The sequence below is a fragment of the Kitasatospora sp. NPDC032150 genome (assembly GCF_055579945.1).
Genome location: NZ_JBVIMH010000015.1, coordinates 70983 through 84464 on the forward strand (window position 1 = coordinate 70983; position 13482 = coordinate 84464).

At 73.1% G+C, this 13482-nt stretch carries 10 protein-coding genes; 2 read left to right on the forward strand and 8 right to left on the reverse strand.

Annotation, left to right across the window (positions count from 1 at the left end):
• Window positions 1-42: 42 nt before the first annotated feature.
• From ACZ5ON_RS19260 to ACZ5ON_RS19275, 4 genes are all read right to left on the reverse strand, one after another.
• Entirely contained in the window at window positions 43-2877 is a 2835-nt protein-coding gene (locus tag ACZ5ON_RS19260) for a helix-turn-helix transcriptional regulator (protein WP_465593624.1), read from the reverse strand.
• A 60-nt stretch (window positions 2878-2937) separates the two neighbouring features.
• Window positions 2938-3468: a sigma-70 family RNA polymerase sigma factor gene (locus ACZ5ON_RS19265; protein ID WP_465593627.1), complete on the reverse strand. Its 531-nt coding sequence runs from the start codon at window positions 3466-3468 to the stop codon at window positions 2938-2940.
• Between the two features lie 388 nt (window positions 3469-3856).
• A complete protein-coding gene (locus ACZ5ON_RS19270; RefSeq protein ID WP_465593630.1) occupies window positions 3857-6619 on the reverse strand; it encodes a helix-turn-helix transcriptional regulator in 2763 nt (920 codons plus the stop codon).
• Between the two features lie 198 nt (window positions 6620-6817).
• Window positions 6818-8185, reverse strand: coding sequence for an FAD-binding oxidoreductase (locus ACZ5ON_RS19275; protein ID WP_465593633.1), 1368 nt, complete (start codon window positions 8183-8185; stop codon window positions 6818-6820).
• A 570-nt stretch (window positions 8186-8755) separates the two neighbouring features.
• On the opposite strand from ACZ5ON_RS19275, the gene ACZ5ON_RS19280 reads away from it, so the two are divergent.
• Together ACZ5ON_RS19280 and ACZ5ON_RS19285 are read left to right on the forward strand one after the other, a co-directional pair.
• Window positions 8756-9277, forward strand: coding sequence for a hypothetical protein (locus ACZ5ON_RS19280; RefSeq protein WP_465593636.1), 522 nt, complete (start codon window positions 8756-8758; stop codon window positions 9275-9277).
• A 250-nt stretch (window positions 9278-9527) separates the two neighbouring features.
• A complete protein-coding gene (locus ACZ5ON_RS19285; protein WP_465593638.1) occupies window positions 9528-10100 on the forward strand; it encodes a hypothetical protein in 573 nt (190 codons plus the stop codon).
• 58 nt (window positions 10101-10158) lie between these two features.
• On the opposite strand, the gene ACZ5ON_RS19290 is transcribed toward ACZ5ON_RS19285, so the two are convergent.
• From ACZ5ON_RS19290 to ACZ5ON_RS19305, 4 genes are all read right to left on the reverse strand, one after another.
• Window positions 10159-10506 (reverse strand): YidH family protein, encoded by a 348-nt coding sequence (locus ACZ5ON_RS19290; protein WP_465593640.1) that lies wholly within the window; start codon window positions 10504-10506, stop codon window positions 10159-10161.
• Window positions 10507-10697: 191 nt separating this feature from the next.
• Window positions 10698-11372, reverse strand: a complete 675-nt coding sequence (locus ACZ5ON_RS19295; protein WP_465593643.1) for a hypothetical protein — start codon at window positions 11370-11372, stop codon at window positions 10698-10700.
• Window positions 11373-11441: 69 nt separating this feature from the next.
• Entirely contained in the window at window positions 11442-11909 is a 468-nt protein-coding gene (locus tag ACZ5ON_RS19300; protein WP_465593646.1) for a hypothetical protein, read from the reverse strand.
• Between the two features lie 670 nt (window positions 11910-12579).
• Window positions 12580-13092, reverse strand: a complete 513-nt coding sequence (locus tag ACZ5ON_RS19305; RefSeq protein WP_465593875.1) for a DUF6114 domain-containing protein — start codon at window positions 13090-13092, stop codon at window positions 12580-12582.
• Window positions 13093-13482 lie beyond the last annotated feature (390 nt).

Here is a 13482-nt window from a genome sequence, read left to right on the forward strand (position 1 = left end):
GTCCCCGCAACCCGTGCGGGCATCTCCGCTTGCCTCCAGGCCCTACGACGGGACGCCCCGCCGGGTTGCCTCGCGGGCGACGTCGACCCGCGATCGTACCGTCAACTTCCCCAGGATGTGCGAGACATGGGTCTGCACGGTACGCGGCGAGAGCAGCAGCTCGGCGGCGATCTCCGGGTTCGACAGGCCCGCGGCGATCCGTTCGGCCACCCGGAGCTCGGTGGGAGTCAGGCTCTCCCAGCCCGAGGTCGCGCGCGCCCTCGGGCCACGGGCACCCCGGCGCACCCCGCAGGCGCGCAGCCGGGTCTCCGCCCGCCGGATGTCCCAACGCGCCCCCAGCCGGGTGTAGACCTCCACCGCCTCGTCCAGCCGGCGCTTCGCCTGTGCCGACTCGCCTTGCCTGGCCAGCAGTTCGGCCGCGTCCTCCAACGCCGTCCCGTGGCGCAGCGGACGGCCGTGCGCGGCATAGTACGCGGCGGCCGCCAGCGCCGGGGCCGGGTCGGCCGCGAGCAGGCCGCGACCGTAGGCGGCGACGTGCCGCCAGCGGTCGGACAGGTGCTCCTCGGCGAAGGGCGGCCGGAGCCCGGCCGCCTCCTCGGCCATCGCACGGTCGCCCAGGACGAGGGCCAACCGCACCATCACCGGTATCCACTCGGGGCCCTCGGTGACCTGGACCGCGGCGTCGGGATCGAGTACCGGTCGCAGGGTGGCCAGTGCCTCCTCCGGCCGTCCGGCCTGTTCGGCCGCGACCGCACGCGCCATGAGGAGCCAGTCGGCCACGCTGATCCCGGTCACCCCGTCGAGCGGTTGGTCGCGCATCGCCCTCAGGTGGACCTCGCAGCGGGCCCGGTCGTCCCGGTGAGCCGCCACCAGACCCGCCAGGCCGTGCCAGGAGCCCGCCACGACCCGGTAGGTGGGCTCTGCCAGGTACTCGACCTCCGCGAGGGCGTCATCCCACTCGCCCGCGACGAAGTGGTGGTCCGCGATGGCGATGGAGGAGCCCACGTGCGGGACGGGCATCCGCTCACGCGCCGCCTGGAGCCGGCCGATCTCCGCCTCCGCCTCGCCGGACCGGCCGAGGGACGACAGGACTTTGAGCCGCTGGGTCCTGAGGATCGCCTCGACCCGGACCAGCGCGCCGCCGGTGCAGTGCTCCAGGCCGCGGTCGGTCAGCACCAGAGCCTGGGCGTCATCGCCTCGGAACCGGCTCATTTCGACCAGTGTCCGGGTGGCGAACGCGATGGCGAAGTCGTCTCCGCTGCGCTCGCCGAGGGCGACTCCCGCTTCCGCGGCCGACGCCGCTTCGTCGGTATGCCCGGCCGCGTTCAGGTAGAGGGCGCTCTCCGCGTACAGCCGGGCCGCGCACCGCTCACCGAGTCCTTCGAGCTCCACCGCGACGCGCAGCACCTCCACCGACTCGCGGATCCCGTCGCTCAGCGAGCGCGTCCGGCTGATGGTCTCGGCGAGCAGCCAGGACGCCTCGGCGGCGGCTTCGGGTCCGGTGGACGGCCTGCTGGCGATGGCGCGGGCCATGGTCTCGGCCTCCGCGGCCCGCCCCGACCTCATCAGGGCCTCGACCAGCCTCAGCCGCAGGAACACCGCCGACTCGGTCGGCCCCGGACCGCGGAGTACCTGTTCCAGCAGCTGCGCCGCGGCCTGCGGGGAACGGTCGACCAGTGCCGCCGCGTTGTCGCGGACCCAGCCGCACGCCCAGGCGTCGGTTTCGAGCCCGTCGGCCTGCAGGAGGTGGGTGGCCACCGCGTCGAATTCCTCATCCGCCCGGGCCAGCGTCCGCGCGACCTGTCGGTGCATGGCGCCGCGCAGCGCGACGGGAATGGCCTCGGTGAAGACCTGCCAGATGAGGTGGTGCCGGAACGCCAGCCGGTCGTCGGCCGGTACCAGGATCTCCGCTGCCAACGCCTCGTCGATCAGCGGCAGCAGGTCGGTCGGCGAGCGGTCCAGGAGGGCGGAGAGATCGCCCGGCCGGAACTCCACACCCAGTACGGCTGCTGCCCGGAGCACCTCGCGCAGTCCGGGGGAGAGCCGCTGCATCCGATCGGTGAACGCCGCGGTCAGTGCGGGTACTTGGTGCCCGGGCAGGATCTCCAGTCCGTCGGAGCCGACCGTCAGGGCGTCCTGGCGGCGCAGCAGCGCCAGCAACTCGGTGGCGTAGAGCGGGTTTCCGCCAGTGCGTACCAGCTCCCGGCGGAGGGACGGCCCGGCAGAGGAGGCCAGCAGTTCGGCCGCGAGTTCGACCAGCTCCTCCTCGTCCAGCGGGCGTACGGGGAGGACCAGACCGTCGCAGCGCTCCAGCGCCCCGAGCAGCGGGTCGATCACCGCCTGGCCCGCTCCGGACCGGGCGGCGGCAGCCACCACGAGCGGCAACTGCTCGGCCTGGCAGGCCAGGCGGCCCCAGAGGGACGCCGATGCCTCGTCGGACCAGTGCAGGTCGTCAAGCACCAGGAGGACCGGCCCGAGGGTGCACCACCGTTCAACGATCTGGAACAGCCGTTCCGCGGCCGCCGGTACGGGATCCGCCGCTCCCCGCCCGGTGGCCATCAGCAACGCCATGACGGCGGCCCGGTCCCGGTCGAGCGACGGCCGGGCGGCCGCGGCCCGGTCGGGAGTGCCGAGGAGATCGAGGAAGGGCCACAGCGGAAACGACCGCTCCCATTCGCTGGCTTCGCCCCGGAGCACGGAGAAACCGCGTGCTCGGGCCTTTGCGGCGCAGTGGGCCAGGAGGGCCGACTTGCCGATCCCGGCCTCACCCAGCAACAGCACCCCTCGGCCGGTGCCCTCGGCAGCCGCCGAGAGCACTTCCTCGAGTCTGCGGGTCTCCGCCTCGCGGCCGATCAGGTGGGCGCTGCCATGCTTCATGATCCAAAAAATACCGGTACGAGAGGGCTCCCCGTCCCCTCGGTGCCGACGGGGGCCGGCTCAGGGCGCCAGGCCGTACTCCTCCAGCGCCAGGCGCAACGCGCGGATCGCGTAGAAGCAGCGGGACTTGACGGTCCCCGGGGGTACTCCCAGCAGCTCAGCGGCCTCGGGGACCGAACGGTGGCTGAAGTGGATCTCGGTGAGCACGGCACGGTGTGCGGGACTCAGCGAGGCCATCGCCTCCCGGACCGACCAGCTGGTGAGCAGCCGGTCGATCTCGTTCCCCAGTGCCTCCTCCCCGGCGACAGCCGCGAGGTCCGGCGTGCCGACCTCGGCCGGGCGGCTGCCGCGGGCCCGGAGGTGGTCGATGAGCAGGTTCCGCGCCACCCGGTACAGCCAGGGCAGCGGTGTCGCCTGACCACCTGTGAGGATCTCCGGATGGTGCAACGCACGGACGAACGTCTCCTGGGTCAGGTCCTCCGCCAGCTGCCGATCACCGAAGGTGCGCTTGGCGAGGTAGGCGTGCACAGCTCGGTGGTGCGCCGTCAGGAGCTGGTCGAAGTCGGCGTCTGACATCCGGGTGTGGCTCATGGTGGATCGATCCTCTGGTCGGGTGCTCGGGACGACCCTGACCGAGGTCGATGCGCGAAACATCCGCCAACTGGCGCTGGTTCCCGGAAACCCCTTCCACCGGCCTGTCTGTGCCGGGCGCAGAGGACGGAACGACCCGGTCGCCGCCCCTCACCATGGGGTTCTGCGGGCGGAGGCGGTTTGAGTGCTGCCCCGTACGACCACTCGGCCGGCTACCCGCCCGGACGATCCGTCCGACGGTCGCCCCCCTGCAGCGCGCCGACACTCAGCGGGAGAAGGACGGCTCGCCACCACCGGTCGGCTGGTCGAGGTGAGCACCGGGGCCGGTGCGGTCTCGGGCCGCCGGTGACCGCGCGCCGAGGGACGGAATACGGTAGCGCCGCCTCGTTCACAGGTCCCGGGCCCGCTCCGACGCGACCACCGCCAGTTCGACCCGGGACGACTTGCCGAGTTTGGCCAGGATCCGCGAGACGTGGGTCTGCACCGTCCGGCGGGACAAGTACATCCGGTCGCCGATCTGCGGGTTGGAGCACCCTTCGGCAATCAGCGCGATCACCGTCCGCTCGGTTGCGGTGAGCGACTCCCAACCCGTCCCCGGAGTGCTCGCGGACCGTCCGCCCGCCAGCCTCACGCCCTCGGTCCGGAGCCGCTCCTCGGCCCGGCGTGCGGGCCAGTCCGCCCCCAGTGCGCCGTAGACCTCCACCGCTCGGACGAGTTCCTCGCGGGCCTGCTTGCGCAGGCCGGTGCGCACCGACAGCAGCGCGGCGCTCTCATGGGCGATGCCCGCGTACAGCGGACGGTCCGCCTCCCGGAACAGCTCCGCCGCCTCGGCCGCCGAGGTCGGATCGCCCCCCGCCAGCCCGGAGCACAGCACGGCCACGGCCCTTCTGCTCGCGGTGGGCTGCGCGTCCGCGTCCTCCCGGGCGGAGGCGGCCAGCGAGTGGAGCCGGTCGCTCCGTCCGAGCGAGTGGGCCAGCCGCGCGGTGTCCGGGACGACGAAGTCGGCGACCGAGAACCTGCCCTGCTGGTCCGGCCGCCGATGGAACGACTCCAGCAGCAGGAACGCCCGCTCGGCAGCCCCCTCGGCCTCGCACAGCACGGCGTGCGCCCAGCGGTGGCAGTATCCGGTGACCGTCCCTCCGCGCAGGTCCGGTTCGTGGTCGCGGACGAAGTCGGTGTACTCGTCACGTCGACCCCGATGCACCTGAACGAGCGCGGCCGCCGCCCGCAGGTCGGGCCCGACCCCGTGGAAGTCGGGGACCTCCAGCCCGGTCTGCGCCTCGGTGAGCGCGGCCTCCCAATCTCCGCGAAGGAACTCCAACTGCGCGAGCGCGAGGTGGTACCAGGTCAAGAACGTGCCGCTCTCGTTGGTCCTCGCTCCGGCGCGGAAGGCCGTACGCGCCTCGGCCAACCGGTCGGTGCCGACCAGGCAGTAGCCGCGGATCAGGTGCGGGGCCATCTGCACGTCGGACCCCGGCTCCCCGCCCCCCACGGCGGCGAGCGCTTCATCGGCCAGGGCCAGCGCCTCCTCGGCGCGTCGGCCGACCAGCAGCACGGACGCGCGCAGGCACAGGCCGTAGGCCGTGGCATCGGCGTCGCCGCTCTCCCGTCCGATCGCGACCGCCCGGGATGCCCTCCGCTCGGCAGCGTCGTACTCGGCCCGGAGATAGCGGCACTGCGCGGCGAGCCCGTGGAAGCGCGCCGACTGGCCGGGTGTCAGGACGTCCGCGCGCTCCGCCGTACGGACGGTCTCCTCGCACTCCGTCAGCCTCCCCTGCCGGAAGTACGCCTGGGCCAGCCACCACCGGACCGTCCCCCGCCACCGCGAAGGCAGGACGGCAGAGGTCAGCAGCGACCGTGCCGCCTCCTCCGCCTCGGCGAACCGGCCCGCCCACAGCAGGGCCCGGACCAGGTCGACCTCCAGGTCACGCTCGGCCGTCTCCCCGGCGCCCCGCCGCAGCAGGTCGATGGCGAGCCCGGGCGCACGGGCAAGCAGCCGGTCGAGCTCGGCCCGCAGCCACGACAGGTCCTGCTCACCCAGCCGGGGGGCCATCAGCAGGTGCTCTGCCACCCGTTCCGCCGGCGCGTTGGCCTCGGCCAGTGAGCGCCCGATTCGCTGGTGGAGCGCCGCGCGGACGGCGGGTGGGTGGCTTTCCTCGACGGCACGGCGGACGAGTTCGTGACGGAACGCCAGCCCGGTGCCGTGCTCCTCCAGGACTCCGGCCGTGAGGGCCTCGGCCACCGGCTCCACCAGTTCGAACGCGGAGCGCTGCGCCACCACCGTCATCTCCCCCGCTGTGAAACCGTTGCCCAGCAGCGCGAGCGTGCCTACCAGCTCGCGGGTCGGGCCGCCCAGGGAGCCGATCCGGCGCAGAATCGCCGCCCTGAGCGAGGTGGGAACAGCCGGCCGGTCGCCGACCAGTTCCGCCACCGGGCCACACACTCTGATCTGCCCCGCGTCCAGCAGCCCCGAGACCAACTCCCGCGCGTACAGCGGATTCCCGGCGGCACCGGCGACGTGCTCGAGCAGCCGCCCGTCCGGCCGACCACCGGATTGCGCGGCCACGAGCCGGGCCACGTCGGGCTCGGCCAACGGGCCCAGGTCGACCACCGGCGCCCCGCGGTCCGTGAGTGCCGCCAGCAGTCGACCGGAGCCGCTGTCCTCCCCACAGGAGCGGCTGGTCAGCACGACGAGCAACGGCAGCTGCTCCAGCGAGCGGGTCAGGCGGTGGACGACCGCCAGACTCGCCGGGTCGGCCCAGTGCAGATCGTCCAGCAGCAGGGCCACCGGGCCCGCCGAACACCAGGCGTCGAACAGCGCCTGCAGAGCCTCGGCCACCAACGGCTCCCGACCGGCGGCCCCGGCAGATGCGTCCCCGCGGACCAGCACGCGGATCCGGACCACCTCCGGGCGCTCGGCCGCGCCCAGGCAGTCGACCACGGCAGCGAACGGCAGCCGCTCGTCGATCCCGTTGGCGGCACCTCGAAGTACGGTCATCCCGGCCTCGCGGCAGAGAGTCTCCGCCAGGTCCAGCAGCGTGGTCTTCCCGATCCCCGGCTCACCGCGGAACACCACCACCCGCCCGCGCCCGCCGGACACCTCCCGGACGAGCCCGTCGAGCCGTTCCCGTTCGCCCGCCCGCCCGAACACCCGCTTCCCCTCCCCGCCGATACCGCCGCTGACCAGCGGCGACGGGCCCGGCCACGATATCGGAGGACAACGCCGATCGACTTGGCGGCTGCCTGGCTGACCGACCCCCTGTGGGACCGATCCCCAGGACTGGCACGCCGTGCACCAGAAGGCGACGGGTGTGGATCGCGGCCGCGCCTCCGGCACCCGCTCGACCCGTCAGGGCCGGATGTTGTGGTTGACGTGGAAGAAGTTGTCCGGATCGTATGCGCGTTTGATCTCGGTCAGGCGGGTGTAGTTGTCGCGGTAGTCGTCCGTGACCCGTTCCTGGTCGTCGTCGGCCACGAAGTTGACATAGCCGCCCGCCGAGGAGTGTGGGGCGATCGCCCGGTAGTAGTCCTTCACCCAGGCCGTGTTGACCGCGTTCTCGGCCGGGTCCGGCCACATCCCGGCGATCACGGTCGCGAACGTGGCGTCGCGGTAGGAGAACGCGGTCTCCTCCGGGGCGATCCGGTGGCACGCGCCGTTGATCGGGTAGATGTGGCAGGCGCTGACCGACGGCACCTTCGGCCCGTGCGCGGCGTGGGCGGCGATCGCCTCGTCGGTCAGCCGGGCGGCGAAGGCCGACTTCCAGTAGTGCTGCAGGCCAGGCGGCAGCAGCTGGTCGAACATGGTCTGCAGCACCGGGTACGGCAGCGGTCCGACGGACTCGAAGGCCACCGGGGCGGCCTCCCGGAACGGCTGGACGGCCCGCTCGCCCTCCGCCATCGGTCCGCACCAGCAGACCACCACCGCGATCAAGGGGTCGCCGTGCCGTCCCTCCGGGATGAACGGCAGCGGCGGCGCGTTGTGGAAGGCGGGGAAGGCACCCAGCTGCTCCGGTGCGACGGCGATGTACTCGCGGTAGTGCTGCAGCACGGATTCCGTGTGCTCCAGCTCGAAGAACATCAGTCCGCCGAGCACCTCCGAGACCGGGCTGAGCCGGAACTCGAAGGAGGTGACCACGCCGAAGTTCCCGCTGCCGCCGCGGAGCGCCCAGAACAGGTCGGGGTGCTCGTGCCCGGTCACCATCAGGAACCGGCCGTCCGCCGTCACCACGTCCGCGGAGAGCAGGTTGTCGCAGGTCAGTCCCAGGTGGCGGGCCAGGTGGCCGAAGCCGCCGCCGAGGGTGAGCCCGCCCACGCCGGTGGTCGAGACGACCCCGCCGGTCACCCCGAGTCCGAAGGCGTGCGTCGCCGCGTCCAGATCGGCCAGTGTCGCGCCGCCTTCGACCCGTGCCGTCCGCCGTACCGGGTCCACCCGCGCCCCACGCATCGCCGACAGATCGGCCACCACGGCGTCGTCCCACGTCCCGTAGCCCGGCACGCTGTGGCCGCCACCGCGGATCGCCAGGTCGAACCCGTTCTCCCGGGCGAAGGCGACGGCGGCGAGCACGTCCCCGGCGTTCGCGCAGCGCACGACCGCCATCGGCTTCCTGTCGATCATGGCGTTGTAGACGCGGCGTGCCTCGTCGTACCTGGCGTCCCCCGGGGTGATCACCGAACCGTGCACCCGGCTCGTCAACTCTTTAACCGACTGCTTGCCCATGACGCTCTCTCCAGCCCTACGGAAGCCGTACGGAAGCCGTACGGAACCCGGCCGGCCGGATCACGCCACGGCCGACGGTCGGGTCGGCCCTCCTCCACGCTACGCCCGGCCCCGTGGCACTGCTCGCGGCCAGGACGCGGCCGCATCCGGGGCAGGCGTCCGGGTCGCCGGGTCTCGCGACCCGGCATCATCGCCCGGTGGCCCGTCACGTCGAGGCGGGTGGGGCGCCGCCGTTCCGAGGGCGGCGCCCCACCGCTCACCGGAAGTCGGTACTTCAGGCTGCGGTTTGCCGTTGCCCCCGGTCGAACAACGATCGCCAACTCCGCAGCGACGTACCGGTATCGCGTGGATGTCGCGCCATCGGGCAACCGCTGCTCTGCTCCGGGTTCGGCCCCCCTCGAGAGACAGGTCCTGGTGCCGTGCCGGTGCGGCGGGTCAAGTCACCGTGTTGAGCAGGACGTGGGGGGACGGAGGGCCTGTCATGCGCTTCGGGTTGCTGGGACCGCTGGAGGTCGTCACAGTATCGAGGCCATCGCGGAGCGCTGCGCGCACCTTCCGCTGGCGCTGTCGGTGGCTGCGGCGCGCGCGGCGTCGATGACCGCGGTCCCGCTGTCGGTGCTCGCCGACCAACTGGACGGCGGGGCGCTCGACATGCTCAGCGCCGGGGACGAGGTGAGCAGCGTCCGCAATGTCCTGTCGTGGTCGTACCTGAGGCTTCCGGAACCCGCCGCGCGCGTCTTCCGCTTCCTGGGCCTGCACCCCGGCCCGGAGATCACGGCGGCCGCCGCGGCGGCCCTGGCCGACCTCCCGTTGTCCGAAGTGGTGCCGCTCGTCGGCGAGTTGGCCGCGACGAACCTGGTGGCCGAGCGGGCCCCGGGGCGGTTCTCGATGCACGGCCTGCTGCAGGCCTTCGCGGCCGAGCTGCTGGCCGACGAGACCGACGAGCCGGTGCGAGCCGCCGCTGAGCACCGGCTCTACGACTACTACCTGCGTTGGGCGATCGCGGCGGACCGCAGCTACGTCGCGTTCCGCGCGGTCGACGCCGCGGGGCGCATCGGCGAGGTCCACCGCACCCTGGCCACCTGCGCATGAGGGCCGGGCGACCACCGACCGGTCGCACGACACTCGCGCGACCGGCCGGCCGTGGCCGCAACGGGCCGACCCACCTGCCTCACCTGCCCGGGGAATCTTCCGCGCACGCACGGTCCCGCGCCGCTCCCGCCTCGCAGGTCGCGCGGGACCGTGAAAGCCTGAAGTGAGTCAGGCAGGTGGACCCACACGCCTCGGCGCGAGGCGGGCGGCCGTCCACCGATCGTCCGTGTGCCACAACCGGGTTGCCCAAATGCCGTACCAAGCCCTGTACGCACTGGCCCTGGGCGTCGTGGTCTTCTGCGTCACGAACATCGACACCTGGGGACTGCTGGTCGCACTGTCCCTGGCCGACCGGCAGGTGCGCACCGGCCTGCTGACGGCGGCACTCCTCCTGGCCCTGGTCGTGACACTCGGCCTCGGGGCACTGGGCGGCCTGGCGGGCCGGCTGCTGACGCCCTCGGACCTGCGGCTACTCGGTGTCGTTCCAGTGGCGCTGGGCTTTCACGGCCTGCTCGGGAGAAGCGGTGCCGCCACACCTGGCGCGGTGCCGGCGAGCTGTCGTGATCTCGGGTGGTACTTCCTGCTGGTGCTGGCCACCGGCGCCGACAACGTGAGTGTGTTCGCCGTGGCGTTCGCACGGTTGACTCCCGGCGAGGCGGTACTGCTGGCTGCAGTGCAACTCGCCCTGGCACCGGCACTGGTCACGGTCGCGACCGGTGTCCGCGCCTGCTGCGGCCGCGGTCGGCTGGTGCGGAGGTGCCGGCCGTGGCTGTCGTCGGCGGTGCTCGTCCTCGTGGGAGCGACGGTCCTGGCGGCGGGCTGAGGCGCGGGGTGCGGACTGCGGACTGCGGTGCGCGGGGTACGGGCTGCGGGTCGGAGCGTCAGACCAGGACCACGACGGCGATCAGCGCGAGGAGGGTGACCACCGTGGCCGCGGTGACCACCGCGGATCGCGCCGGGGCGTAGACACCGGCCTCCAGCTGCTCCCCGACCGACCGGTAGCGGGCCGTGCCGTACCCGCTCACCAGCAGGCCGGCGAAGATCAGGATCACTCCGGAGACCACGGCGTGCAGCCCCCGGTGCGGGGCGAACTTGGCGACGGCCACACCGAGTGCGGCCACACTGATGCCGGTGCGCAGCCACGCCAGGTAGGTCCGCTCGTTGGCCAGGTGGTCCCGGGCGCGGCTACCGGTGTTCGGAGATGCGTCCTTGGGAATGTCGTGGCCCATCTGTCTCTCCTGTGCCTGCGCTGCGGCCCTGTGCCCGTGCTCTGGCGCACCACCGCCGTGACTCTCGGAAGAGAGAGCCTGACGGAGTGCGAGGATAGCGGCGCGTTCCCCCTCCTGGTGGCAGCCATGCGGACGTGGGTCCGGCCCCGGTGGCGGTGGCCCGCGGCTCCGCCCGGCCCGGCGGCGCGGGATCACGGAGTGTCACGTGCAACCGGGGACCGGCGGTCGGCCGTCAGCAGCAAGCAGCTGACGACCAGGATCCAGACCGGGAACACCAGCTCGGACCAGGGAACGACGCTGGCGAGGAACATCAGGTAGAACGCCGCGAGGTAGCCCAGCCAGGCGAGCCAACGGGGGAAGATGCCGAGTTTCCGGCCGATCGTCGTGGTGGAGACGGTGAACACGGCCGCCATCCGGGTGGAGTAGCTCGAGAGCATGGCGATCGTGAGGTGTCGCCCGTACTGCCAGGACGGTGGCGGGCCGGCTGTCCGGGACGGATCGGTGACGGCGAGCACGCTGTCGGCCGCCGAGGCGAGGACGAAGAGCATCGCCACGAACAGCAGTCCGCTCCCCAGGAACAGGGTGGCGAAGAACCTGTCCTCCGCCTTGCCGACGCGGTCGCGTACGACACCCATGAACCAGAGGAAGAACACCCCGGCGAACGGCACCAGGTTCAGCACCACCTGCAGGGTGTCCCGGTGCGCGGAGCCGGTGAGCCGACTGGCGCTCCCGGCCGGTCCGGCCGGGAGCGCGATGCGGATCAGCACGATCGCGGCTGCCAGGGCCAGCGCGCAGAGGACTCCGGCGATGCCCGCGGCGCGCGGTGTCCGCAGCGCCTTCTCCGGTGTCCCCTCGGCGGTTCGCATGGTGTCCTCCTCTGCCGGGTGCCGCCCACGGGCGTACCGGTCGGCGGGTCACTCAAGGGCGGTCCCGGATCAGGCCCGGTCCCCGTTCAGCCGCATGCCGGGAACGGCCAGGTCCGGGCCGACCAGCCGCGCCCGGCGGACGGCCACGTCCTCGAAGGTGAGCGTCCGCTCAGGTGAGTGCGGCGCCGAGGGGTCCGGACCGTAGAGCCACTGCGGAACGGCGTCCGGGGTGACCACCGCCGAGCGGTCCGCCGGGAGCGGGCCGTCGTCCAGGCCGGTGATCCTGCCGGAGAGCGACTCCGCGTACAGCGTCACCGAGCCGCCGGCCAGGGTGGAGGTGGTTCCGGGCCCGGCCCGCAGGTGCCGGGCCGAGCCGTCCTCGTCGATCGCCAGGTCGAGGTCGCCGATGTCCACGGACCGGGCGGCGAACTTCAGCATCCGCCGGGGCCCGGTCGGCGTGCCCACGGTCACCACGCTGAGCACGCTCTCGTGGAGCACCAGCCTGCGTGACTTCAGGCTCCACCGGGCCTCCGGCATCCCGGCGAGCTCTCCGTCCTTCGACGTGCCGGGTCTGACACTCCGCCCGGGGTCGGCGCTCTCCGACCGTGCGGGGGAAGCGGAGCTCCGGCCGGCGGTCGCGCTGCTTGCGGTACCGGTCGGCGTGGGAGAGCCGCACGCGGGACTCGGGATGCCCGTACCGGTCGCCCCGGGCCGACCCTGGCCGCCGGCACCGGCCGGCTCCGAGGCGCCCGACCTCGGCTCCTCCCGATGCCACGTGCCGCTCGACACCGAACCGCTCGACGCCGAACCACTCGACGCCGAGCCGCTCGACGCCGAGCCGCTCGCCTCCGGGGCCGCCGACGCGACGGGGGCGGCGGTGGGCGCCGGTGACCCTTCCGCGGTGGGGTCTGCGCCGCGCTGCGAGGGCACCGCCGGGCCAGGGGCACAGCCGTCCGCGTGGTACCCGTCGGCGGATCCGGACCGGGCGGCGACCGTGCCGCGCGGCGCCGGCTGTCCGGCGGCGGACAGTGCCTCGGGCGGAGCCATCGCGGCCATCAGCAGCGCCGCCGGTACCGCGGTCAGTGCCAGCACGCTCCCCACGGGTCGCCGCGATCGGCTGCACTGGCCGGCCACCGGCCGCGGGGCGGCGGCACCGGCGGCGCGCCGTGCGCCCGGCACCGCGTCCATCCGGCCGTCCCGGCTGCGGTCACTCCCCACCGTGTCCCCCGCTCACCAGGTTCGCGGGGGCCAGTCCCGCCGTCTCCACGTCGTGCCCCGCGAACCGCTCCACCGCGGTCACCGGTCCGGAACTCTCCCGTACCTCGTCCGGCGGAGCCCACGCGCACGCGAGCGAGCCGCCGATGAGCCCGGGGAGCATACCCAGCAGGAATCCGCCGAAGTTGGCGACCGGGACGGAGAGCAGCGCGAGCACGATCACCGCGACGCCGGCGAAGATCCGCACCTGCTGCTGGAGCCACAGGGTGGCGCCCAGCACGATGAGCAGGACCCCGATGAGCAGTGATCCCGCCCCGGCGGTGGTGGACAGTGCCATCGGCAGTCCGCCGAGGGAGAGGTGGACGTAGGGGAAGTACATGATCGGGACGCTCGCCGAGATGGTCAGCAGCCCGGCCCAGAAGGGGCGGGTGCCGCGCCAGGTCCGGAACCTTCGCCACGCTCCGGCGGCGCGGCCGGGCAGCCCGGACAGGTCATGGGTGGTCATGTTCCTCACGGGCTGACGGTGCGGGCCGCGGCAGCCGGCATGCTCGGCGCCAGCACACAGAGGAAGCGCTTCCAGCGGGTTCCGCCAAGGTCTCTGGGCATAGCCTTCTCTTCTCCTCGGGTGCCGAGGCATCCGTCGGCACGGAATCTCCGGCGGCACGCGGGCCGCTGGTCGTGCACTTCCGCGCAGAACCCTGGACCGGAAATTCCGGAGACCGCTTCGGATGACGGCCGGCGGCCGTGGCACTACGGGGAGCGGAATGACCAGGAGGGTGAACGACCGCGTAGTCGGTTGGCGACGGTCCGTCACGGCCGATCATGGGTTAATCGGTTTGGCCATGCAAGCGCTGGTGCCGAACCGGTGCCCCAGGCCACTCGGTCGGCCCATGTC